Source organism: Burkholderia sp. 10_S31 (assembly GCF_056930375.1).
Genome location: NZ_JBXOWK010000001.1, coordinates 1054333 through 1078442, shown reverse-complemented (window position 1 = coordinate 1078442; position 24110 = coordinate 1054333). Strand labels below are relative to the sequence as shown.

Genomic DNA, 24110 nt, shown 5'->3' with positions numbered 1-24110 from the left:
CGAGTCCTTTCATGAACGGTATATCGATGCCGCCGACGCGCGGCTAGATGGGTGTTATCCCGGTGGCGCGGCGGGCGCGAAACAAGGCCGTACGGGAAGCGAACGCGCGAAACCGCGCCGGCGCGGGCGCGGCCTGGCGGCCGTCCCGGCGCCCGCGCGCGCAACCGTTTCCGGCTTGACGCCGGTCAATCGTCAGACGAAGCGCGGTTGATGCACGAACGCAACACCCGCCGCATGGCACGGCGGCTGCGTCAGCGCCCGGATGCGAGCGGTGCGAGCGCGTTGGCGCGGCCGCGTCCGGCCGCCGCGTCGTCGTGTCCACCGTACGCGGCGACGAGTGCGTCGACGCGCGCGAGGTGGTGACGGTTGTCGTGGTCCCACGGATGGAAGCCCGGCCGCAGGAAGCTCAGCCATTCGCCGGCGATGCGCGGAAACAGTCCGCGCCGCGGTCCGTACAGGAACGCGAGCATGCGCAGCATCCCGCGCACGTGATGCCCGGCGCCGCGATCGCGCCACAGCAGCGTCACGTGCATCAGGAACACGCTCGGCCAGAACGTCAGCGTCGTCAGCAGGTACACGCCGACACGGATCAGATAGCGGCGCAGGCCCGGCTTCATCACGGCGTTCCACACGTCGTAGGACACGGCCTTGTGCTCGGTTTCCTCGAGCGCATGCCATACCCACATCTGCCGGTAGCCTTCGACCGAGCCATCGAGACGCGTCGGATCGCGCAGGATCCAGTCCGCGAGCATCGCCGTGTAGTGCTCCGCCGCCACCGTGTGCGCGAGCTGCACCGAATGCGGCAGCTTGCGCTTCATGAAGCCGAGCACCGCCCACACGCGCTTGTCGAGCTTATGCGCGGGCAGCCGGTTCGCCTGCATCAGCTCGTTGTATTCGACGTGCTCGCGCGTATGCATCGCCTCCTGGCCGATGAAGCCGAGCACCTGGCGCTTCAGCACGGGATCGTCGATCCGGTCGCGATAGTTGCGCACCGAATCCATGAAAAAGCGCTCGCCGGCCGGAAACAGCAGCGACAGCGCGTTGAAGAAGTGGGTCACGTGCGGGCCGAGCCCGTGCCAGTCCTTCGCGCGTTCGACCGGCAGGTCGAAGCGCAGGTCGCGGCGCACCGGCATCACCTCGGCTGCGGTGGCGGAAGCGGCTGACTTCATGCTTGTCGTTCTCCTTGTTTTCGGGCAGCCCGGCAGCCGTTGCGGTCTTGCCGGCGCGGGCCCGGGCGGCGCATCGCGCCACGCCGAAACCTTGACATCGATAGCTGTAAAGATAGGCTCGGGGCAGCGCCGCGCGCAAGTCGCCCGGTAGACGCGCGCTTCCAAACAGGGCACGGTCGGCAGTGCGGAAAAAACGATGCCGGAACGAGGTCCACGCGTGTCGCGATTCGAACGCGCACACCGGCGCGCGCCCGGCGGGCGGGCGCCGAACGCGTGCACCGCAACCGGCGTGAAAGCACCGTGCGGCGGGCGTTTCACGGGATTGCGCGGCAGCCTTCCACGCGACGCCGATCACCCCGGGTAGCACCAATTCATACGCACACCCCGTTCGCGTGGCGCCACCTCGTCGGTCCCGCTCGCGAAAAATTCAAACGCGCGTTCCATTCGGGTTTCGGGCGAGGTGCGTGAGCGCCGTCGCGATCGACGCCGGATCGACGTACAGCCGGGCCTTCGCCGCGTGCGGCGGCCCCTGGCGCGCTCGCCTACAATACCGGTTTTACCCAACCCCTTTTCAGGAGAAGTCATGTCTGTCACCACGACCGCATCGGGCCTCAAAATCGAAGATCTGACCGAAGGCACCGGCGCGGAAGCGCAAGCCGGCCAGACCGTCAGCGTCCACTACACGGGCTGGCTGACCGACGGTCAAAAGTTCGACTCGAGCAAGGACCGCAACGACCCGTTCGCGTTCGTGCTCGGCGGCGGCATGGTCATCAAGGGCTGGGACGAAGGCGTGCAGGGCATGAAGGTCGGCGGCGTGCGTCGCCTGACGATCCCGCCGCAACTCGGCTACGGCCCGCGCGGTGCAGGCGGCGTGATCCCGCCGAACGCGACGCTCGTGTTCGAAGTCGAACTGCTCGCCGTCTGACGACGCCGCCGGCCGACGCCCTCCGATGGAACGCATCCCGTCTCCCGCCATCGCACTGCGCCGTTACGACACGTGCGAAGCGTCCGACGTGCACGACTTTCACCAGGTCGTGCTCGGCGTCGACGGCGCGATGGTGATGGCGGTGGACGGCGTCGGCCAGCGCATCGACCGGCACGCGGCCTGGCTGATTCCGGCCGGCGCGCGCCATGATTACGCGGGCCTCGGCGACAATCGCCAGCTCGTGCTCGACCTGCCTGCCGCGTCGCTCGCGGTGCCGCAGCGGCTGTTCGACAGCGCACGTGCCGTATCGATCGATCCGTCGCTGACGTCGTTCGTCGCGCAGGTCGCGGCGGCGGCCGCGCAACTCGACGGGCCGGCCGGCGACGCGCGGCAAGCGCACCGCTTCCAGTGGCAGGCCGCCGCGCGTCTGTGCGACGCGCTGCTCGGCGACACCGGTCTCGCCCTCACCGCGCCCGCGGCGGGCCTCGATTTCGCACGCATCGACCGCTGGCTGCGCGCGCGGCTCGCGGAGCCGCTGCGCATCGCCGATCTCGCCGCGCACTGCGGCTACGGGATGCGCCGGTTTCATCAACTGTTCGTCGACGCGTTCGGCGAAACCCCGCATCGCTATCTGCAGCGGCTGCGGCTCGATGCCGCCGTCGTGCTGCTCGCCGACGGCCGCCATCCGCTCGTCGACATCGCCGGCATGGTCGGCTTCGCCGACCAGAGCACCTTCACGCATGCGTTCACGAAGCGCTTCGGCGTCGCGCCGGGGCGCTGGCGCGGCGAACGGCACTGAGCGCTTCCGGCACACCCGGCCAGCCCGTCGGAAAGCAGCGCAATGATTCGGTGAGTCCGCCGCTCGCCCGATCCGTTCCGGCATCGCGGTGGTATCGACGCTTCACGCCTGACTGAAACATCGCCCGTCCGTCGCGCCCTACGATGCGGACATGGACACGAGCACTTCCTCCCCCGCCTTTCCGCCCGCGCTCGCGCGCATCGTCGCGACCGTCAGTATCGGCTTCGTCGTCACGCAGCTCGACGTGACGATCGTGAACATCGCGCTCGCGCACCTGGCCGGCGATCTTCATCTGGCCGTCGCCGGCCTGCAGTGGGTCGTCGATGCGTATACGCTCGCGTTCGCGGTGCTGATGCTGTCGGGCGGCGCACTGGGCGATCGCTTCGGCGCGCGCCGCATGTACGTCGCCGGCCTCGTGCTGTTCGCGCTCGCGTCACTTGCATGCGGCGGCGCCGTCGCGCCGGCGATGCTGATCGCGGCCCGCGCGCTGCAAGGCGTCGGTGCCGCGGCAATGCTGCCGAATTCGCTTGCGCTGCTCGACGACGCGTGCCGGCACGATCCACGCCTGCGCGCACGAGCCGTCGGCTGGTGGACAGCGGCGGGCTCGGTCTCGATCGCGGCCGGCCCGGTCGTGGGCGGCCTGCTGATCGCCGCGTGGGGCTGGCGCGGCATCTTTCTCGTGAACCTGCCGCTGTGTGCGGCGGGGCTGGCGGTCACGTTCGCGTGGGTGCCCGCGCGCCGCGAGCAAGCTGAGCCGGCCGCGCCAACGCATTCGATCCGCTCGCTCGACCTGCGCGGACAGTTCATCGCGATCGCGATGCTGACCGCGCTGACCGCCGCCGTGATCGAATGGCGGCCGCTCGGCTTCGCGCACCCGGTCGTCGCCGGCGGCTTCGCGCTCGCGGCGCTGGCCGCGCTCGCACTCGTCGCGGTCGAATCGCGCACTGCGACGCCGATGCTGCCGCTGTCGCTGTTCCGCCGCCGCACGTTCAGCGCGGCTATCCTGTTCGGGATCTGCGTGAACCTCACGTACTACGGCACCGTCTTCGTGCTCGCGCTCTACCTGCAGCGCGTGCGCGGCGAATCCGCGTTACAGGCGGGGCTCGCGTTCCTGCCGCTGACAGGCGGGTTCCTGCTGTCGAACCTCGCAAGCGGACGCGCGGTCGCGCGGTACGGCCCGCGCACGCCGATGCTCGCGGGCGCACTGGTCGCCGCGCTCGGCTACGGATCGCTGCATTTTGTCGATGCATCGACGCCGCTGCCGCTGCTGCTCGTGCCGTTCCTGCTGATTCCGTCGGGCATGGGATTCGCGGTGCCGGCCATGACGACGGCCTTGCTTGCGTCGGTCGAGCACGAGCGCGCGGGTATCGCGTCGGCCGTGCTGAACACCGCACGACAGGCTGGCGGCGCGATGGGCGTGGCCGCGTTCGGTGCGCTCGCGGGTGGAGGTGCCGCATGGCAGATCGTCGAGGGCCTGCATGTCGAGACAGGCGTGTCGGTCGGGCTGCTGGTCGCGGCTGCGTTGCTCGCGATGCTCGTCAGGCCGGATGCTCATCGCAGCGCGTCCGGGGCGCGCCCGGCAATGCCCGCAGCCGATTGACCACCGCGGTCGGCCGCTACCGGGCACGCGACCGAGCAGGCGAAACCGCGCAACGGAGCCGACGCAGCCCTTGTATCGCGCGACGATCCGGCACTCACCTCCGTGTCCCGCCCTCGTCGTCACCCACTTTCCGCACGACCGTCTCCGCCGCCTTCAGCGGCCGGCCGTCGTCGTGCCGCAGCGCGAGCTTGCGGATCGCGCGGCCCGTCTTGCGTTCGACCAGCACCGAATGCGGCTCGCCGCGTGCGGGCCGTGACGCTCGGGCGTGCATGACGCATGCCGAAAACGGCAAGCGAATCACGACGGGTCCGGCTGAGAACGACAAAAAGCCGGCTCGCCCGAATCGGGCGACCGGCGCGGGCGACCGGCCTGCGAACCGGACGCACGCACGCGCGCCGGCTCGAATGTCGCGGCGGTGTGCGGCGTTCGCTTACCCCGCCGCCCGGATCGCCTCTTCGTACACGCCGGCGACGCGTCGCGCGATCACCGCGTTGTCGAAGTGATCACGTGCATAGCGCTTGCACGCGGCTTCGTCCGGCAGCTTGATCGCGCCGGACAGTGCCGCGCCGAGCCCTTCCGCGATCGCATCCGCGCCGGTCGACGGCAGCACGAGATCGTTGGACAGCCCGGCGACCGCCTCGGGCAGCCCGCCGACCGGCGTAACCAGCACCGGCGTGCCGGACGCAAGCGATTCGACGGTGATCAGCCCGAAACCCTCAAGCGCGACCGTCGGCACGACGCTGACCGTTGCCGCGCGGTACAGCGCCGCGAGATGGTTGTCCGGCACGAAGCCGAGCAGTTTCACGTTGTCCTGCAGTCCGGCCGCGTCGATGCGCTGCTGCAGCTCTTCACCGATCTTTCCCTTGCCGGCGATCAGCAGCAGCACGTCCGGGTGACGGTGCTTGACGAGACCGATCGCGTCGACCAGGTCCTCCAGCCCCATGCGCCGCACGAGCCGGCGCACGGCCAGCACGATCGGCCGGTCCTGCGGCAGTTGCAGCTTGTGCCGTGCCTCGGCCGGCGTGAGCGGCGTATCGAACTGCGCGGTGTCGACGCAGCCCGGAATCACGCGCACGCGCGACGGATCGATCCCGTAGCGGTTCGTCAGGATCTGGCCGAACGCCTGCGACAGCACGATCAGCCGCGACGAGCGCGTATAGACGGCCTGTTCGAGATAGCGCTTCGCGCGCTGCCCGAGCGACGCGGCGCCCTCGACCTGGCTTTCGTCGGCCCACGGCCCCTGGAAGTGCGACACCTGCGGAATCCCGCGCGTCACGTCGAGTCCCGGGAACGTGTACAGCGCGAAGTGCGACGAAATCACGTCCGGCCGCTCGCTGCGAATCTCGTCGCGCAGTGCCCGACGCGCGGCAAGCATCCGGCGCGCGAGCGGCTGCGACGCGGGCCCGAAGCCCTGGATCGCGCCACCCGTATCGTCGGCGACCTTCGGCGAGCCCGCGACGAGCCCGCGCACCTCGACGCCCGCACCGGGCAGCGCGCCGACGAGCGAGTAGTACATCCGGTCGAGGCCGCCCGCGCGTTCGGGGAACCAGTGCATGCCGATCTGCAACGATTTGATCGGCCGGGAAGATTGGGACATCACGATTGCTCCTGCGTGACCGCATGCTCGACCCGCTCGAAGGCGGACGGCTGCGTGGGTTGGCCGATGCGCCGGTAGAGCGCGACGTACTGGGCGCCCATGTGGGCCCAGCCGAAACGGGTCATCAGTTCGCGGGCCGCGTCGCCCATCGCGCGACAGGTGTCGCGCGACGCCGCGAGCGAGCCGATCGCCTGCGCGAGCGCGGCCGGATCGTCCGGATCCTCCAGCACGATCCCGCAGTCGCGCGTGATGATTTCCGCGCCGCCGGCGGTGCGCGCGGTGACGACCGGCAGCCCGGCCGCCATCGCTTCCAGCAGCGACAGGCTCATCGCTTCGTAGCGCGACGGAAACACGTAGGCGTCGACCGAGCGCATCAGCGTCGGCATGTTCTTCACGAGCCCGAGGAAATGCACACGCGATGCGATGCCGAGCGCGCGCGCCTCGTCCGGATACGGGCTGCCGGGCAGATAGCCGGCCACCGCGAGATGAACGTTTGCCGGCAGCTTCGTCAGCGCCTTCAGCACGGTGCCGAGGTTCTTGCGCGGCGTGCGCAGGTCGCCGACGAACAACAACAGGAACGCGTCGTCCGGCAGCTTGAACGCCGCGCGATCGGCCTGTGCGCCCGCGAACGCGCTGCCGTCGACGCCGTTGTAGATCACGCTGATCTTACGGCTGTCGATGCCGAGCCCGGCGATCTCGTCGGCCACCTTCTGCGACACGGCCGTGATCGCGCGCGAACGCCGGTACGCCCAGCGTTCCAGCGCGGTATTCACGCGCGTATAGACGTACTGATAGGCCGACCACAGCCCCTTCGTCAGACCGAACGGGTAGTACGGGCTCTTGAACCAGCCGCCGTGCACGAAGTGCGCGGTATTCACGTCGGCGCGGATCCACGAGATGAAGCCGTTGACGTGCAGCACGTCGTATTCGCTGCGATGCGCGCGCAGCCACCATGCGCTCTTCAGCGCGAACACCTGCTGCTTGACGAGATTCGACGGCCAGAAGCGTCCGACCTTCACCGGCACCCAGCGCACGCGCGGGTCGGCCAGCAGTTCAGGCGCGACGTGCGACGCGACCAGTGTGACCTCGTAGTTTTCGGCCAGCGCCGCGCGCGCGATTTCGTAATTGACGCGGCCCTGCCCGTCGTTATGTCGCACGACGTGCGTGACGATCGCGATTCTCAATGGTCGCCTCCCCGTGAACGCGCGGCGGCCAGCAGGCGCTGCGCCTTCTGCCAGTGCGCCGCGGATAGTATTGAAAAAATGGCCGTGAACAGCAGCAGGCCGCCCGTGCCGATCAGCGAGTTCGTGAACACGAGCATCGCGAACACCGACAGGCACAGGCTCAGGCATGCGCCGACGAACTTGTCCTTGCGCAGCTTGAACGCCGCGCGCAGCGTGCGGGCGAGCAGCATGACGACGCCCGACAGGTACAGCAGCGTGCCAGGCCAGCCGAGCACGAACGGCACGTTCATCACGCCGCTGTCGAAGCTGCCGTACTTGCCGAGCTCGCCGCTGTCGCTCGACAACTTGGTGGACGCGCCGGTCGCGCCCATCCCTTCGCCGGCGACGTCGGTGAACGCCGTTTGCGCGAAGGTCGCGTAGAACTTGTTGCGGTCGTCGTAGCTGCGGTCGTCCTTCAGGTTCGTGATCGACTGGAGACGCTGGCCCAGCCGGTCGGCCACCGGCCCGACGGTCAGGAGCGGCACGCAGAGCCCGACCAGCACGACGCCACTGATCAGGATCCGCATCCGCACGCGGTTGCTCGACTGCACGAGCTGGATCGCGAGCGCGATCACCCAGCCACCCCAGGTCGAGCGCACGAGACACAGCGCGAACGACACGAAGCCCGCGGCGCCCGCGAACCAGCGGACCTTCTGCGGTGCCGCGAACACGAACACCAGCGCGCCCATGATCGCGAACGCGAACGGCCCCGACGAGTTCATCGTGCTGAATACCCGCACGCCGTACGGCACCGGCTCGCCCTGCGAACCCATGTCCGAGCCGATCATCCACAGCACGTCCCACTGCGGCATCACGAAATACTGCACGACGCCGTACACGCCCATCACGAGCATGCCCCACATGAACGTGGACAACAGCACGTCGCGGTACTCGGGATAGTCGCGCGCGTTCACCATGATGTGAAAGCCGATCAGCACCGGGTACACCCAGTTCGCGAGATCGTAGGTCGCGGCCATCACGCCGCTCGACATGATCCCGACCAGATACGCGTATGCCAGCCCGAACAGCATCAGCAGCACGGGAATCCCGCGCCGCTGGGCGAGCACGCGGTAATGCCTGAGCAGCCCGAACCCGGCGATCATCGTCACGGCGAGCGGCGCGACCTGGATCAGGCTCGTCGGCGTGAACGCGCCCTTCGACCAGTCGGCCAGACGCCGCACCTCGGGGCTCAGGAACCACACCCACCACATGAAGCCGACGTAGCGCGCCGGGCTCTTGAAATACAGCCAGATGCCGACCGCGATGGCCAGCACCGGAAACGCGAGCGTCAGCACCTTGCCCTGGTGAATGGCGATCAGCGCGGCGGTAAACGTCCACAGCCCGGCCTGCCCGACCCAGTGCTTCGGCTCGGGTAGCCAGCTGCGGTTGCGCGACGGTGCGCGTTCGGCGGCAATCGTACTCATCGATCCGCTCTCACCGCGACGACGGACGCGAATCCGCGAGCGGCATCGCGAGACCGGCGGCCGCCGGCGTGCGACGCCCGCGCAGCATGTCGCGCGTGATCCGCACGTGCTGCTCGGCGAACGCCTGCGTGGTCAGGTCGCGCTCGCGCAGGCACGCGGCGGCGGCCCGCGCGCAATCCAGCGCGGCGACCGGATCGGCCACGAAGCGATCGGCGGCCTGACGCATCGCCTGCGCGTCGAATGCCGGCACATAGGCAGCCGTATCGTGCGGGAAGTAGTCGCTGAGCCCGCCGACGTCGGACACGATCATCGGCTTGCCGACGGCTGCCGCCTCGAGCATCACCGTGATACCCGACGCGTGGAAGTTCGGCCGCAGCGGCACGACGATCACGTCGGCCCACGCGTACAGCTCGTGCTGCTTCGCGAGGCCCGATGCCGAGCCGATCTTCACGTTCGGCGCATGCCACTCGCGCGGCACGCGGCGCCGCGTCGCGAGCCGCACGTCGTAGCGCTCGTCGCCGCCGAACGCGGCAAGGAACGTGCGCCAGTCGCGGTCGCGGTCGTTGCCGATCGCGGCGATCCGCAGCGGCCGGTTCGGCTGCCACTGCTGCGGCTCGGCCGGCGGAAAGTCCTGCGTGTTCAGCCCGTAGTACACGAACTCCGCGTCGCGCCCGAGAAAGCGGCGGCACAGCTCGGCGTTGTCGCGGGCGAGCGTCGTCAGCGCGTCGGCGCGCGCGAGCAGCTTGCGATACAGCCAGCGGCGCGCGCCGCCGAACGTGTTCCACTTGTCGAACAGCCACACGCTCTGCGCGAGCAGCAGCGGACGCTTACCCTGCGCGCCGGCGAGTTTCAGGATCAGCGCGGCGGCGAGGTGCTCCTGCTCGGTATGCGTCCAGATCACATCGGTGCCCAGCAGCGCGGCGCGATTGCGCCAGGCGTGCACGACGTCGAAGCCGAGCGCCGCCTTCAGCGCACGGCGCGCGAGGCTCGCGACGCGGTTCTCGCGCCGGTCCTGCGAATAGGTCAGCCGGAATTCGTCGGATTCGGCGTGGTGATAGCCGTACAGGCAGCCGATGTTCTCGCCTTTCCGGTAGGTACGCGGATCGGCGCCGTAAAACAGGTGGACGTGAACTTTCGTCGTAGTCATGCAAGCCCTCCGGGGATAGCCGTGCGCGATGCGCGCGGCCCGTTCAAGACGTCACCGGCGGCATCGCCGCACGGTGGGGGGCAAGGTTCGCGCGGCGCGCATCGCGGGCACCGCGGCGCACCGCGCGCCAGTGCTCGCGCACGCGGTCGCGCTGCGCGCCATGCAGCGACAGCAGCACGTGCGCGAGGCCCGGATAGACGCGCGTGCCGACCAGCGTCCACCACCACCACGCGATCTCGCGCCGCACCAGCGGCAGATGCTCGCGCAGGATCAGGTGCAGGTTGTATGCGCCGTTGCTGATCGCATTCAGCGATGCGGCATCGCGCCGGTCGTCGTCGAAACGCTCGGCCGGAAAATGATCGACCGCGATCGCCGGGTCGTAGACGAGCTTCCAGCCTTCGCGCTGCACGTGCATGCTGAACGCCATGTCGTTGTGCACCTGCGCACCGGCGCCGCGCAGCCGCGTGTCGAAGCGCAGCCGCTCGATCGCGGCGCGGCGGTAGCTCATGTTCGCGCCTTTCAGCATGTCGACTTCGCGTGCGCCGCCGACGCCCAGGTGATGGTTGCCGATGATCTTGCCGGACAGCGTGAGCTGGCCGACGAGTTCGCGCGACTCGTCGAGCACGCGGCCCTTCTCGTGCACCCAGTCGCGGCCGCCGACCGCACCGACGCGCGGATCGTCCAGGAACGCGGCTTCGACGCGCGCGAGCCAGTCGGCGCGCGGTGCCGCATCGTCGTCGGTGATCGCGACGATGTCACCGCTCGCCGAGTCGAGCCCCTTGTTCAGCGCCGCGACCTGCCCCGGCACGTCGACCGGCACGATCCGCAGCGGCAGCGCGCCGCCCACCGACGGATCGGCGAGGCGCTCGTGCGTGGCATCGTCCTCCGGGCGCGCGACGACGATCACCTCGTCGGGCAGCCGCTGCTGGCGCTGCAGCGCCAGCAGGCAGCGCGCGAGGTCGGCGGGACGCCGGTAAGTCGGAACGAGCACGGAAATTTTCATTGAGGGTTCTCCAGTCGGCCGGGCCGGTGCTGCGCACGCCGACCCGGTTTCGTGCAATGCGGTCAGGCGCTCAGGTATTCGTGGACGGCCGCATAGCCGCGGCCGTAGCCGCGCGCCTTCGGCGGCACGCCGTTGAAGATCCCGCCCTCCAGATCGACGCCCGCGGTGCGCAGGCGCTTGATCGCGTCGGCGATCTCGCCCTCGGTATGCATGCCCGAGCGCAGCACCAGGAAGGTCGCGCCGGCCATGCGGCCGATGATGGTCGCGTCGGTCACCGCCAGCACCGGCGGCGAGTCGATCAGCACGACGTCGTAGCGCTTGCCGAGCCCTTCGAGGTATTGCGGCAGACGCGTCGACATCAGCAGTTCCGACGGGTTCGGCGGACGCGTGCCGCCCGAGATGAACGACAGGCCCTGCACCGGCGTCTCGCGGATCGCGCCTTCAAGCGAAGACTGGTCGCTCAGCAGCTCGGACAGGCCGGGCTGCGCGGTGAGACCGAAGTAGCGGTCGAGCATCCCGCGGCGCATGTCGGCGTCGATCAGCAGCACGCGCTTGCCCGAATGCGCGAGCAGCACCGCGAGGTTGACGGTCAGGAAGCTCTTGCCGATGCCCGGGGTCGGGCCGGTCAGCACGACCACGCGGTTCTTCGCGTCCATCATCGCGAACTGCATCGCGGTGCGCAGGCTGCGCATGCTTTCGACGCTCAGGTCCTTCGGCCGCAGGCTCGCAAGGATCGGCCGCGCGCGGCCGCCGCCCTTCTCGGCCATCGCATCGAGCTTCACCTGCTCGGCGCTTTGCGGCACCAGCCCGTACAGCGGCAGGTTGAACGTGCGCTCGATGCGGTCCGGATCCTCGATGCCCTGGAACAAGTTGCGGCGCAGGAACACGACGCCGGTGCCGAGGATCAGGCCCAGGAACACGGCGGCCGACAGGATCAGCACCTTCTTCGGCTTGACCGGATCGCCCGGGCGCAGCGCCGAATCGATGAGGTGGATGTTGCCGCCCGTGCCGGCCTTCTGCACCGAGAGTTCCTGCACGCGGTTCAGCAGCAGCACGTAGATGTCCTCGGCGACCTTCGCGTCGCGCTGGAGCTGGACGGCCTTCACTTCGGTCGCCGGCAGGCTGCGGAAGCGATTGCTGAACTTGTCCTTCTCGCCCTGCAGTTCCGCGAGCTGCTGCTTCGCGGCGATCACCATCGGGTGCGAGTCGGTGAAGCGCTGCGCGAGCGACGCGAGCTGCAGGCGCTGTGCGGCGATCTGCTGCTCGTACTGCACGCTGCCCTCGAGGTAGACCTTCGCCTCGTCGCTCGCGTTGATCGAGCCGGACGTGCGCTGGTACTGCGTCAGCGCGGCTTCCGCACGCTCGAGGTCGGCCTTCAGGCGCGGTTCCTCGCCCTTCAGGAAGTCGAGCATCTTGGTCGCTTCGGCCTGCTTCGCGATCACGTGCTGGTTCAGGTACGACTGCGCGAGCGCGTTCGCGATCGCGGCGGTCTGGTCCGGATCCTTGCCTTGGAGCGAAATCTGCACGACGCCCGTCTGCTTGCCCTGCTCGCTCACCTGGATGCCCGACTGGAAGCCGGTGATCGCGTCGAGATCGTTGTAGCGGACCACGGTGAACTGCGTGCCCGGACGCGCGACGAGCTTCTGCACGAGCAGCGTGACGCCGCCGCCCTGCTCCGATTCGCCGACACGGCCCGACAGCAGGCGGCGGCCGTTCTGGTCGACCAGCGTGTAGGTGCCGTCCGGGCCGGCCGTCAGCGTCATCTTCTTGCCCTCGAGCGCGGGCACGACGTTGATCGTATCGACGTTGGCGACTTCACCCCCCCATGCGTACGACCTCAGGCCGAACCAGGCGCGCGACGGCTCGCCCGGCGTCGCGACGCGCGCGGCCAGGCTGCCGATCAGCGGCATCGTCTTCGGCGCGACCGAGAAGTTCAGCTTGAACTGCTCGACGACCGGCGCGACGACGCCGCGGCTCTTGATGATCTCGATTTCCGCATCGGTCGGCGCCTGCTGCGGACCGCTGTTGATCATCGCGCCCGTCTGCGTCTGGGTGAGCGCCTGCGACGTGTTGTCGTTGCCCTCGACCCGCACGTGCACGTCGGCCTGATACACCGGCTTCGCGACATAGCAGTAGAGGCCGGCGAGCGCGATGACGGTCACCGCGATGCCGATCAGCAGCCAGATGTCGTCCATGAGCACCTGGAGCAGCTGGCCGAGGACGACGTCTTCTTCCTCGGTTTTCGCGGTCAGATCCGCGTAGGAGTGTTTCGCTTGCGTGTTCACCATTCGTTCCCGCTTGAGTGGTGCCGGGGGGCAGGCGCCGCCCCGGCGGGCTATCAGCGCGTGATTTGCCGCATGAAGAAGATCGTCTGGATCGTCGGCAACACCTGCTGCAGCACACGGTTGAACTGCACCGAGCTGGCCGTGCTGACGTAGACGACGTCGAGCGGCTGGAGCGGGAAGCGGCTCGACAGCATCAGCGCGTCCGGCTGCGTCATGTCGAGACGGAACACTTCCGGCTTCGTCGGGTTGTCATGCATCCCGCGCATCACGTAGATCTTGCGCGGGTTCGCATCGGTGTCGAGGATGCCGCCGCCGGACGTCAGCGCATCGGCGAGGGTCAGCTTGCCCTTGAGCATCGGCACGGTGACCGGCGTCTTGACCTCGCCCATGATGAACACGCGGCTGTCGCTGCGGTCCGGCACGTTGATGATGTCGCCCGGCTGCAGCATCACGTTCTGCTTCACTTCGCCGCGATCGAGCACGCCGTTCGCGTCGAGCGTGTAGAGCTTGCCGTCGCGCGTCAGGCGCACGCGCTGCAGGTCGGCCTCGTTGGTCGAGCCGCCCGAGCGCGAGATCGCGTCGACGAGCGTCAGCGGCACGTCGCTCACCGCGAGCGGGCCCGGCTGCTTCACCTCGCCCGTCACCTGCACCTTCTGGCTTCGGAACGACAACACGCGCACGTCGAGCTGCGGATTCTTCACGTAGCGTGCCAGCGTGGTGGCCATCTGCTCGCGGATCTGCGCGACCGTCTTGCCCGCCACCTTGATGCGGCCGACGAACGGGAAGAAGATCGTGCCGTCGGCGGCCACGGTCTGGCCGTACGGATCGGCCTGGCCCGGCAGCGCGGTCGTATACGGCTGCTGCAACGCACCCGCGACCGACTGCGTCGTGTTGCCGCCGCTCGAGAACGACTGGCCCTGCGGCGTCGTCAGCTCGGGGTGATCCCACACCGTGACGCCGAGGATGTCCTGCGGGCCGACTCGGTACACGTACTGAGACGGATCGGTGTAGCGACCCGGCGGCAGCGGGTGCTCGACCTGCTGCTTCTGCAGCTGATCCATCACCAGCTTCGCGTCGATGTAATGAACCGGATAGGTTTCGGCCTGGCCTTGCCGGCCTTCGTCCTTCAGGTTCGACGAGTCGAGATAGTTGCCGGGCGCGGTCGCGCAGGCCGACAGGAATGTCGTCATTGCGACGGCAAGCGCCAGCGGGCGCATGGGACGTTTCAGCATAGTTTTTGCAGCCATCCTTGAACCAGACGTTCGATCAATGAGTAGCTCTCGCGATAGTCGGCCTCGGGGCCGCCATGCGGATCCGCGATCTCGGCGTCCTCCCACTTGCCCAGCAGGTGGACCTTGCCGCGCGCGAACGGATCGACCGATTCGACGGCCTTGATCTGTTCGCGCTCGCTGACGAGAATCAGGTCGGCGTCGCGCACGATCCGGCGCGACAGCCGCCGCGAGCGGTGCGTCGTTGCGTCGACGCCGCGCTCGGCCAGCAGTTGCCGCATCACCGGATCGATGCCGTCGCCGTCGTTCGCACGCACGCCGGCCGAGTGGAACGTCACGCGCGGGCCGCCGCGCGACGCGGCGTGCGACTTGAACAGCATTTCCGCCGCCGGGCTGCGGCAGACGTTCGCGTGACAGACAATCAGGATGTTCCGGAACATGGCGTCTCGAATCGGGTAACGGGGAGCGGTGACGCGCGGCTTACGCGTTCGCGCGGGCGGCGCCCGGCACGCGGGCGGCGACGGCCTGCCGCGAGCCGGGGCGGCCGATCGGGTGATATTCGATGCCCTGCTCGCTCATCATCTCCGGCTCGTACAGGTTGCGGCCGTCGAAGATCACCGGCGACTTCCACTGCCGACCGAGCGCGACGAAATCCGGGCTCTTGAACGCCTTCCATTCGGTGACGATCACGAGCGCATCGGCATCGCGCGCGGCCTGCGCCTCGTCGTCGACGAAGGTGAGGCGTTCGAGCCAGCTCGGGTGATCGGCGAGATCGAGTGCGAGCACGCGGCGCGCTTCCTGCTGCGCGACCGGATCGTACGCGGCGATGCGCGCGCCGCGCGACAGCAGCTCGGCGATCAGCTCGCGGCTGGGCGCTTCGCGCATGTCGTCGGTGTTCGGCTTGAATGCCAGGCCCCAGATCGCGAACGTGCGGCCGGTCAGGTCCTCGCCGAAGCGCGCGACGATCTTGTCGGCAAGCACGCGCTTTTGCGTCGCGTTGACCGACGACACGGCCTTCAGGATCTGCAGCGACTGGCCATGCTCGTCGGCCGTGCGGATCAGCGCCTCGACGTCCTTCGGGAAGCACGAGCCGCCGTAGCCGCAACCCGCGTACAGGAAGTGATAGCCGATGCGCGGATCGGAACCGATCCCGCGGCGCACCGCTTCGATGTCCGCGCCGAAGCGGTCGGCCAGGTTCGCGAGTTCGTTCATGAACGAAATGCGCGTCGCGAGCATCGCGTTCGCCGCGTATTTCGTGAATTCGGCCGAGCGCACGTCCATATACAGCGTGCGTTCGTGGTTGCGGTTGAACGGCGCATAGAGCTTCTTCATCAGCTCGCGCGCGCGCTCGCCCGGCACGTCGTCGTCGCAGCCGATCACGATGCGGTCCGGCCGCGTGAAATCGTCGACCGCCGCGCCTTCCTTCAGGAATTCCGGATTCGACACGACCGAGAACATCTGGTCGTCGTCGCCGCGCTTCGCGAGTTCCTCGGCCACCGCCGCGCGCACGCGCTCGGCCGTGCCGACCGGCACCGTCGACTTGTCGACGATCACCTTGAAGCCCTTCATGGTGCGGCCGATGTTGCGCGCCGCCGCGAGCACGTACTGCAGGTCGGCCGAGCCGTCCTCGTCGGGCGGCGTGCCGACCGCGATGAACTGCACGTCGCCATGCGCGACCGCAGCCTCGATATCGGTCGAGAAGCGCAGGCGGCCGGCCGCGCGGTTGCGCGCGATGACTTCCTTGAGGCCCGGCTCGTGGATCGGCACGCCGCCGTTGTTCAGGACGTCGATCTTCGCCTGATCGACGTCGAGGCAGAACACGTCGTGCCCGATGTCGGCGAGACACGCGCCGGTGACAAGTCCTACGTAACCGCTGCCGATGATAGTCAGATTCATGATGTGTCGGACCTCGTGACCAATGATTCGAAATTCGTAAAACGGAAGTCTCTGCGCGGGGCCGCGTCTCGAGAGAACGCCGGGCCACCCCAAGTTCTCCGCCCCGCAGGAAGTCCCCCCTCGGGGAGCCTGGCGCGCAGCGACAGGTTCAGGAGCGCCTAGTAAGCGTTGCTGCCGGTGAAGCCTTTCCAGAGTGTCAGCACGACGATCTTGATGTCGAGCCAGAACGACCAGTTCTGCATGTAGTACAGATCGAGCTTCACGCGTCCCATCATCTTCTCGATCTGATCGGTTTCGCCGCGAAAGCCGTTGATCTGCGCCCACCCGGTGATGCCCGGCTTGATCCGGTAGCGGAACATGTAGCCCTTCACCAGATCCTTGTAGATGTCGTCGTGCGCGAGCGCATGGGGCCGCGGGCCGACGACCGACATCTCGCCCTTCAGCACGTTGATGAACTGCGGCAGTTCGTCGAGGCTCGTGCGGCGCAGGAAGCGGCCGACCGGCGTCACGCGCATATCGTTCTTCGTCGCCTGCGTGACCTGCCCCGCGACTTCCTGATGCACCTTCATCGAGCGAAATTTGTAGATCTCGAACTCGTGCCCGTCGATCCCCTTGCGCTTCTGGCGGAAGAACACCGGCCCGCGCGACGTGAACTTGATCAGGCAGGCGATCAGCACCATCACGGGCGCGAGAGCCGTCAGCGCCGCCAGCGCGAACAGCCGGTCGAACACGAACTTCGGCAGGATCCGCACGTCGGTGATCGGCGATGCCGCGAGGTTGATCGCCGGCACGCCGAGCACCTCGACCACTTCCTGGTTGAAGAACGACAGCGTGCGCACGTCCGGAATGAAACGGATATTCACGAAGTCGTGGCGGAACACCGTCACGATCTGGTGAATCCGGCGCTCCTCCGTGATCGGCAGCGTGAGCCACAGCTCGCTGATCGCGCGGCTGCGCACCAGCCACACCAGCGATTCGAACTGCCGCTCGATGCGCACGTCGTCGAGCGCGACTTCGCCCGGCACTTCGCTTTCGTCGTAGACGCATACCGGGTTGAAGCCTGCTTCCGGACGCGCCCGCATCTGCGCGATCAGCCGCCGCGCGGCCGGCGTACCGCCGACGATCGCGACCGCCTTCAGGTTGTAGCCGCCGCGCCGCAGCTGTCGCAGCACGACGTGAACGCAGGCCTTCGAGCCGGCGAGCAGCGCCATCGTCGCGAGCGCCCAGCAACCCAGCCACAGCCGCGACAGGTCGCCCGACTGGTGAAAGCTGAAGCTCATCAGGATGCCCGCGAGCTCGACCACCAGCCACGCGAACGCAACGCGCCCTACCAGCCCGACGAGACGCTTGCCGCGCCACGACTGATAGATGCCGACCGCCGGAAAGAGCACGACGACCAGCAGGCAGTCGAACAACACCGTCGTGCGCTGCAGGTCGTTGAGCCAGATGCTGCCGCCGTGCAGCGTGGCGGCGATCAACGCCCCCAACACGACCATCGCGATATCGATGACTCTCGCCAGCACGCTCAACATGTCTGCTTCCTCTTTGAACAGGCGTTTGCCGAACAGCTCCTTGCGCAGCCCGTGCCGCACATTCGATTCAAACGTTGCATGACGCTATTGAAGCGGTAAGAAAATCTCTCCTCAAGCGCACAAGTATTTCGAAAAATAATCGGAAATTCTTGCCGCGACATTCTTGAATTAAATCGGCACGTTTTCCCGAATCGAGCGCGAATCGGGATTTTTTCGAAAACTTTACGACTGCCGCCAACCCCTTGCAGGACGGGACATCAGCCTGATTGGCGGAATTATTTTTTATTTTTTTATTTGCATCCGATGCTAGCGCGTAAAAATTTCCCGGATACGCGCGTGACGGAATGCTCGACGAATATCTCGCAAAGAGCCCGGTTTTATTGTCGATTTACTTCATGCTACAAACAGGCACTGACTTCAATCGAGGAGAGTGTCATCATGAATGCTCCGGCCGTGGCAGCCGATACGCGCCCTTCTTCTTCCGCCGCAACCGACGCCGGTACGCGCGTCGCGGTGCAGCCGGTGATCCTTGCCGGCGGTTCGGGCACACGTCTGTGGCCGATGTCGCGCGAACACTATCCAAAGCAGCTGATCGGCCTGCTCGGCGATCATTCGCTGCTGCAATCCACCGCGTTGCGACTCGACGGCCTCGCGACCGGCCATCCGCTGAACGACGACGTGCTGATCGTGTGCGGCGAGGATCACCGCTTCACGACCGCCGAACAACTGCGCCTGACCGGCAAGCGTGCATCGATCATGCTCGAGCCGCTCGGCCGCGACACCGCGCCCGCGCTGACGCTCGCCGCGCTGCGGATCGTCGCGCGCGGCGGCGATGCCGTGATGACCGTGATGCCGGCCGACCACGCAGTGGCCGACCAGCCGCGCTTTCATGCGGCCGTCGCGGCCGGCGTGCACTGCGCGGCCCAGGGCAAGATCGCGACGATGGGCATCGTGCCGGGCCGGGCCGAAACGGGCTACGGCTACATCCGCGTTGGCGCGCCGCTCGGCGACGCCGCCACCGGCAGCCTCGACGTGCGCCGCCTCGACCGCTTCGTCGAGAAGCCGCATCTCGAGCTCGCGCAGCAGTACGTCGCGTCGGGCGAATACTGGTGGAACAGCGGGATCTTCATCGTGCGCGCGTCAGTGTGGCTGAACGCGATCCGCCAGCTCGAACCCGAAATCTACGCAGCCTGCGAACAGGCCGTCGCACGCGGCAAGGAAGACGGCGACTTCTTCCGCGTCGATCGCGACGCGTTTGCCGCGTCGCCGTCGAACTCGATCGACTACGCGGTGATGGAGCCGCTCGCGAACCTGCCGCAGCTGTGCGAAAGCGTCGTCGTGCCGCTCGACGCGGGCTGGTCGGACGTCGGCTCGTGGGACGCGATCTGGCAGATCCTGCCGAAGGACGATGCCGAGAACGTCGGCCGCGGCCGCGTGCTGTTCGAAAACGCCGAATCGACCTTCGCGCATTCGGAAAGCCGGCTCATCGCGTGCGTCGGCACGCAGAATCTCGTCGTGGTCGAAACGCCCGATGCCGTGCTCGTCGCCGACAAGTCCCGCGTGCAGGACGTGAAGAAGATCGTCGGACGCATCAAGGCCGAACGCGGCGCGGAAGCGACCGATCACCGCAAGGTCCACCGCCCGTGGGGCCACTACGACTCGGTCGACATGGGCGAGCGCTTCCAGGTAAAGCGCATCGTCGTGAAGCCGGGCGCGCGACTGTCGCTGCAGATGCACCACCACCGCGCCGAGCACTGGATCGTCGTGCGCGGCACCGCGCGCATCACGCGCGGCGACGAAACGTTCCTGCTGTCCGAGAACGAATCGACGTACATCCCGCTCGGTGTGTCGCACCGCCTCGAGAACCCGGGCAAGATGCCGCTCGAGCTGATCGAAGTGCAGTCGGGCGCGTATCTCGGCGAGGACGACATCGTCCGCTACGACGATACCTACGGACGCCAGTGACGCAGTGCATGCCGAGCGCGCCGTCTCGACGGTGCGCCCGGCATCACGGGCATGCGAGAAACAAAAAATAACGCGCGGGTGCCGTGACACACGACAACCCGCGCGTTTTCGTATGGCTGACGATCAACCTACGCGGTACGCATACTCGCGGCGATCCGACTGCACCGGGTCGTTGCGGCCCTCGGACAGCGCACCCGCGCGACGCTCGGCGATGAAACGCTTGATGTCCGACTCGGCACGCGCCAGCGCGGACAGGCCGGCCAGCACTTCGCTTTGCGGCGCACGCGCCGGCTCGTCGCTCGCACCATGACGATCGATCCACTGGCGCGCCCAGTCGAGCGCGTACTGCTCCGCCTCTTCCGCGTCGGTGAAGCGCGGGCCGATCAGGCCCGAGCGCTCGACGCGCCGGTCGTCCTGCGTGATCTCGGCCCACGCGCGGTACATCAGGTTCTGCACCGGCTGCGCGCTGCCGTAGACCGTGTAGCCGCGATACTCGTCGACTTGCGGTTCGGCCGAGGCAAAGCTCGCGGCGGACGGACGCCCATGGCGCAGCCCAGCGGGCTGCGCGCCGGGTACCGCGAACGACACGCCGGACGGTTCGTCCGCGTCGTCGCTCGACATCGCAGCCAGCGTCGCGCCCTCGCCCTCCCAAACGTTTGCCTGCGCGACCGGCAGTTGCCACGACTCGGGGTTCTGCCAGAACACGCCGCGCAGACGGTCGTTGTCGGGCACGGGTTCCGCACGGCACGCCGGCGCGACCGGCACGGGCGGCGGCGGCACGTACGCGAACGTGCGCCCGCTGAACTGGGTCAGCACGTCGATCATCTGCAGCAGCGTGCCGTTCGCGAGCCACTCCTCGTAGCGGCGGCGGCACGTCGGCCCGGACGGATAGCGCCCGGGCAGTTTGGACCACGCTTCACCGGTCGTCAGGATCCAGAGAACCGCGTTGGCGACAACGCGCGGTTCGGCACGCGGACGACCTCGACGGTTCAGCCGGATGGGTTCATCGGCGATCAGCGTTGAAAGACGAAACCACTCTTCATCGTTAAGCTCATCGAAGAACATAGTAGATCTCTCCACGCAGCCAGGCCGGGGCTGCGATTGTCGGCGCCACCGTCACGCATCGCGTCACGGGGCGCCCCGGTTGCACATTATGGTTATCCGATTGTTGTGCATGCCGGCGCGGCACCGCACTTTCACGGTGCCGCCATTCCCGGCAATGGCGCACAAATCACGGTCTCACTCCAATGTGGGAATTTTTGTGCACGAAGCATACCATCCTCAGGGTTTGTCTCAATATGACAATGACTTAATGTTACGCACTGAAACAACCTGCCATGGATGCGCAATCCATTTACGCTTGAATTTTTTTAAGCGATCGTTATGCGCGTTGCTGGGAAGCCCCGTCCGGCGGGGCTCCGCGGGGTGCGGCCAAGGCCCGTCCGCAGGCGCGCCGACGCGTTCCGACCCTTGCCGGCAACAATCGCGTGAATTGCCGTCCAAAATCGGTAAATCAGGGAAAATTTCGTAACAAGATATTCACGGATCGGTAAATCGTTCAAATTCCGCTGAACCTAATTATCTCCGTGCACAATCTTTTTATTGTTTCTCTGCGAGTGATGAAAGCGATCCGGCGTGCAATGCACATTGTTTCCCGACATGCAAGCGCAGACAGGTTTGTTACATCCTCGGGAGATGGGCGGCCGATCGCACGATCAAGCAGGCCGCAAGAGGGCGATTCGGGTCGGAACGACGTGCCAAACGGGCGATGCACACGGCCACGCGCGACCCACGCGCGACCGTGCGTCAGCGCAGATCGCCGGCCAGCGACGCGGCCACGTCCGCATCCACGCGTTGCGGCGCCACCGTATAGGCCGGGTGGTCGCAGCCGATCGACAGCGTCGCGCCATCCTTGAGCGCCGCACGCACCGCCCCGTTCAATTCGAAGCGCACGAAATGCACGGCCGAGGTCTTCTCCGCGTTGTCGCGATCGAGATCCTCGTCGGCGATCGCATACACATCGGGATGCCCGTCGACCTGCAGGTACACACGATCCTCGACGCCGATCAGTCGCGCGAGTGCCGCCCGCCGTTCGGCCTCGTGCTCATATTCGATCTGTAGCGTCGCCTTCAGGTTGGTGCCGTCGGGCACGAGCGGCAGATAGGCTTCCAGTTCGCCGTCGATGCCCGCCTCGTCGAAGATCTTCTCGATGTGCAGCATCTCCTGGATCTGGTAGCGAATCGTGGTCTCGTCCTCGAACAGCAAGCGCAGATGGTTGCCAAGCGCCACCGCGCGCCGGCGCTTGTACGCGACGAGCCGTGCGTGTTCGGTCTTGCGGATCTTCGCGTACGCTTCGAGCGTCAGCAGCGAGTCGCGGGTGAGCGTCATGGGATGTCCTCGAATGTCGTCGATGTCTTTGCCGGGCAGCCGCGTCAGATCCCGTACGCGCGGCGCAGCAGCGTCAGCGGATGCGCGAGCGGCGCGGCAGGCAGCCCCTTCTCGTCGATGCCCTGCACGATGTGATGGCCGGCGAGCGCGCAGTCCGACGACACGAAATCCGGCTTCGGCTCGGCCATCGCCTTGAACACGGGTGCGCCGATCCGCATCGCGTCCGCATGGAAGGCCTTCTTCACGCCGAACGTGCCCGCGTGCCCCGAACAGCGCTCGACGACGTTCACGCGCGTATCGGGTACGAGCGACAACGTGTCGGCCGTCTTGCGGCCAATGTTCTGCACGCGCGCGTGGCACGGCACGTGATACGACACGGTGCCGAGGCCCTGCTTGAAATCGGTCTTCAGCAAACCGTCGCGATGCCGCGCGATCACGTATTCGAACGGATCCCAGAATGCGTCGGCCACCGCGCGCACGGCTTCGTCGCCGGGGAACATCAGCGGCAGTTCGCTCTTGTACATCAGCACGCAGCTCGGGATCGCACCGATCAGCGCATAGCCTTCGCGCGCATAGCGCTCCAGCACCGGTATGTTCACAGCCTTCTTCGCGGCGACGCCCGCGAGATTGCCCTGCTCGAGCAGCGGCATCCCGCAGCAGGCTTCGCGCGTGACGAGCTCGTACGGGATCTCGTTGTGCGCGAGGATCGCGAGCAGGTCGTGGCCGATGCCCGGCTCGTTGAAGTTCACGTAGCACGTCGCGTAGATCGCGACCTTCCCTGGCGTGCGTTCGCCGTCGCGTACCGGCGGGCCGTCCGAGCGCTTCGCGGCACGCCGGAACTTGCGCGGCGCGAACTCCGGCAGCCATGCGTTGCGATCGACGCCGAGCGCCGCCTCGAGCGCGTGGCGCGCAGGCGGCGTGCGGTTCACCGCGTTCACCGTCTGCGTGACGATCGGAATCCCCGCGAAATGGCCAAGCGCATCGGTGTTCGACAACACCTTGTCGCGCAGCGGCGCTTCGCCGCGCTGGTAGCGCGCGGCCTTCGCGCGCAGCATCAGGTGAGGGAAATCGACGTTCCATGCGTGCGGCGGCACGTACGGACATTTCGTCATGTAGCAAAGGTCGCACAGGTAGCACTGGTCGACGACCTTGCCGAATGCGTCCTTCGGCACTTCCTCGATGTCACCCATCGGCGTGTCGTCGACGAGATCGAACAGCGTCGGAAACGCGCCGCACAGCGATACGCAGCGGCGGCACCCGGCGCAGATGTCGAACACGCGCGTCATTTCCGCGTCGATCGCGGTCTGGTCGTAAAACGCTTCGGACTGCCAGTCGAGCGGATGCCGGGTCGGGGCTTCGAGACTGCCTTCCTTGTGGGGCATGGGGCGCTCCAGCGTGGCGCGCATGCGCGCGGACGCGCCGCCCGCGCAGTGCGGGCGGCGATCAACGCACGGCCGGCCGCGGGCAATGCCCGGCCGGGCCGTGCGGCCTTGACGGGCCCGCGTCAGTCGACGAGTGCGTCCAGCGCCTTCGTATAGCGGTTAGCGTGGCTGCGTTCGGCCTTCGCGAGCGTCTCGAACCAGTTCGCGATTTCGTCGAAGCCTTCGTCGCGCGCCGTCTTCGCCATGCCCGGATACATGTCGGTGTATTCGTGCGTCTCGCCGGCGATCGCCGATTCGAGGTTCAGCCGCGACGAGCCAAACGGCAAACCCGTCGCCGGATCGCCGACTGCTTCGAGGTATTCGAGGTGACCGTGCGCATGGCCCGTTTCGCCTTCGGCAGTCGAGCGGAACAGCGCGGCGACGTCGTTCTGGCCTTCGACATCGGCCTTCGAAGCGAAATACAGATAGCGCCGGTTCGCTTGCGATTCGCCCGCGAATGCGAACTTCAGATTCTCTTCGGTCTTGCTGCCCTTGAGTTGAGCCATT

General features: G+C 67.4%; 19 protein-coding genes and 1 pseudogene. 4 read left to right on the top strand and 16 right to left on the bottom strand.

What is annotated here, in order from left to right; genetic code table 11:
- Positions 1 to 251: 251 nt before the first annotated feature.
- Entirely contained in the window at positions 252 to 1169 is a 918-nt protein-coding gene (locus AC1Z3W_RS04925) for a metal-dependent hydrolase (protein ID WP_483507147.1), read from the bottom strand.
- Between the two features lie 583 nt (positions 1170 to 1752).
- Between AC1Z3W_RS04925 and AC1Z3W_RS04920 the strand changes: the two genes are divergently transcribed.
- The 3 genes from AC1Z3W_RS04920 (at position 1753) to AC1Z3W_RS04910 (ending at position 4493) form a co-directional block, all read left to right on the top strand.
- Positions 1753 to 2094: an FKBP-type peptidyl-prolyl cis-trans isomerase gene (locus AC1Z3W_RS04920; RefSeq protein WP_057924058.1), complete on the top strand. Its 342-nt coding sequence runs from the start codon at positions 1753 to 1755 to the stop codon at positions 2092 to 2094.
- 25 nt (positions 2095 to 2119) lie between these two features.
- Positions 2120 to 2893 carry an AraC family transcriptional regulator gene (locus tag AC1Z3W_RS04915; RefSeq protein WP_124832470.1) on the top strand — a complete coding sequence of 258 codons (774 nt, stop codon included), beginning with the start codon at positions 2120 to 2122 and terminating at the stop codon, positions 2891 to 2893.
- 151 nt (positions 2894 to 3044) lie between these two features.
- Positions 3045 to 4493 carry an MFS transporter gene (locus AC1Z3W_RS04910; protein ID WP_483507146.1) on the top strand — a complete coding sequence of 483 codons (1449 nt, stop codon included), beginning with the start codon at positions 3045 to 3047 and terminating at the stop codon, positions 4491 to 4493.
- Positions 4494 to 4587: 94 nt separating this feature from the next.
- Here AC1Z3W_RS04910 and AC1Z3W_RS04905 read toward each other — a convergent pair.
- From AC1Z3W_RS04905 to AC1Z3W_RS04855, 11 genes and pseudogenes are all read right to left on the bottom strand, one after another.
- Positions 4588 to 4740 (bottom strand): annotated as a pseudogene (locus AC1Z3W_RS04905) (winged helix-turn-helix transcriptional regulator); the annotation flags it as partial.
- Between the two features lie 183 nt (positions 4741 to 4923).
- Positions 4924 to 6090, bottom strand: a complete 1167-nt coding sequence (locus tag AC1Z3W_RS04900) for a glycosyltransferase family 4 protein (protein WP_057924061.1) — start codon at positions 6088 to 6090, stop codon at positions 4924 to 4926.
- Positions 6090 to 7274 carry a glycosyltransferase family 4 protein gene (locus AC1Z3W_RS04895; protein ID WP_057924062.1) on the bottom strand — a complete coding sequence of 395 codons (1185 nt, stop codon included), beginning with the start codon at positions 7272 to 7274 and terminating at the stop codon, positions 6090 to 6092. The genes AC1Z3W_RS04900 and AC1Z3W_RS04895 overlap by 1 nt, the downstream gene beginning before the upstream one ends.
- Positions 7271 to 8737 (bottom strand): O-antigen ligase family protein, encoded by a 1467-nt coding sequence (locus tag AC1Z3W_RS04890; protein ID WP_057924063.1) that lies wholly within the window; start codon positions 8735 to 8737, stop codon positions 7271 to 7273. Before AC1Z3W_RS04890 ends, AC1Z3W_RS04895 begins: the two co-directional genes overlap by 4 nt.
- Positions 8738 to 8747: 10 nt before the next feature.
- Positions 8748 to 9884, bottom strand: a complete 1137-nt coding sequence (locus AC1Z3W_RS04885) for a glycosyltransferase family 4 protein (RefSeq protein ID WP_057924064.1) — start codon at positions 9882 to 9884, stop codon at positions 8748 to 8750.
- Positions 9885 to 9927: 43 nt separating this feature from the next.
- Complete coding sequence (locus tag AC1Z3W_RS04880; protein ID WP_057924065.1) at positions 9928 to 10887, bottom strand: glycosyltransferase family 2 protein; 960 nt, start codon at positions 10885 to 10887, stop codon at positions 9928 to 9930.
- A gap of 62 nt (positions 10888 to 10949) precedes the next feature.
- A complete protein-coding gene (locus AC1Z3W_RS04875) occupies positions 10950 to 13175 on the bottom strand; it encodes a polysaccharide biosynthesis tyrosine autokinase (RefSeq protein WP_057924066.1) in 2226 nt (741 codons plus the stop codon).
- A gap of 50 nt (positions 13176 to 13225) precedes the next feature.
- On the bottom strand, positions 13226 to 14404 hold the full coding sequence (locus AC1Z3W_RS04870; RefSeq protein WP_057924067.1) for a polysaccharide biosynthesis/export family protein: 1179 nt from the start codon (positions 14402 to 14404) through the stop codon (positions 13226 to 13228).
- A complete protein-coding gene (locus AC1Z3W_RS04865; RefSeq protein WP_057924068.1) occupies positions 14398 to 14841 on the bottom strand; it encodes a low molecular weight protein-tyrosine-phosphatase in 444 nt (147 codons plus the stop codon). Before AC1Z3W_RS04865 ends, AC1Z3W_RS04870 begins: the two co-directional genes overlap by 7 nt.
- 40 nt (positions 14842 to 14881) lie before the next feature.
- Positions 14882 to 16297: a UDP-glucose dehydrogenase family protein gene (locus AC1Z3W_RS04860; RefSeq protein ID WP_057924069.1), complete on the bottom strand. Its 1416-nt coding sequence runs from the start codon at positions 16295 to 16297 to the stop codon at positions 14882 to 14884.
- Positions 16298 to 16455: 158 nt separating this feature from the next.
- Positions 16456 to 17829: an undecaprenyl-phosphate glucose phosphotransferase gene (locus AC1Z3W_RS04855; protein ID WP_057924161.1), complete on the bottom strand. Its 1374-nt coding sequence runs from the start codon at positions 17827 to 17829 to the stop codon at positions 16456 to 16458.
- A gap of 438 nt (positions 17830 to 18267) precedes the next feature.
- On the opposite strand from AC1Z3W_RS04855, the gene AC1Z3W_RS04850 reads away from it, so the two are divergent.
- Positions 18268 to 19794, top strand: coding sequence for a mannose-1-phosphate guanylyltransferase/mannose-6-phosphate isomerase (locus tag AC1Z3W_RS04850; protein ID WP_057924070.1), 1527 nt, complete (start codon positions 18268 to 18270; stop codon positions 19792 to 19794).
- 123 nt (positions 19795 to 19917) lie between these two features.
- On the opposite strand, the gene AC1Z3W_RS04845 is transcribed toward AC1Z3W_RS04850, so the two are convergent.
- The 4 genes from AC1Z3W_RS04845 to AC1Z3W_RS04830 all read right to left on the bottom strand — a co-directional run bounded on the left by AC1Z3W_RS04845 (position 19918) and on the right by AC1Z3W_RS04830 (position 24109).
- Positions 19918 to 20859, bottom strand: coding sequence for a transposase (locus AC1Z3W_RS04845; RefSeq protein WP_057924071.1), 942 nt, complete (start codon positions 20857 to 20859; stop codon positions 19918 to 19920).
- A 741-nt stretch (positions 20860 to 21600) separates the two neighbouring features.
- Positions 21601 to 22182, bottom strand: a complete 582-nt coding sequence (locus AC1Z3W_RS04840; RefSeq protein WP_124832474.1) for a DUF3501 family protein — start codon at positions 22180 to 22182, stop codon at positions 21601 to 21603.
- A 44-nt stretch (positions 22183 to 22226) separates the two neighbouring features.
- Entirely contained in the window at positions 22227 to 23564 is a 1338-nt protein-coding gene (locus AC1Z3W_RS04835; protein WP_175824390.1) for a heterodisulfide reductase-related iron-sulfur binding cluster, read from the bottom strand.
- 122 nt (positions 23565 to 23686) lie between these two features.
- Complete coding sequence (locus AC1Z3W_RS04830; RefSeq protein ID WP_014900079.1) at positions 23687 to 24109, bottom strand: rubrerythrin family protein; 423 nt, start codon at positions 24107 to 24109, stop codon at positions 23687 to 23689.
- Position 24110 lies beyond the last annotated feature (1 nt).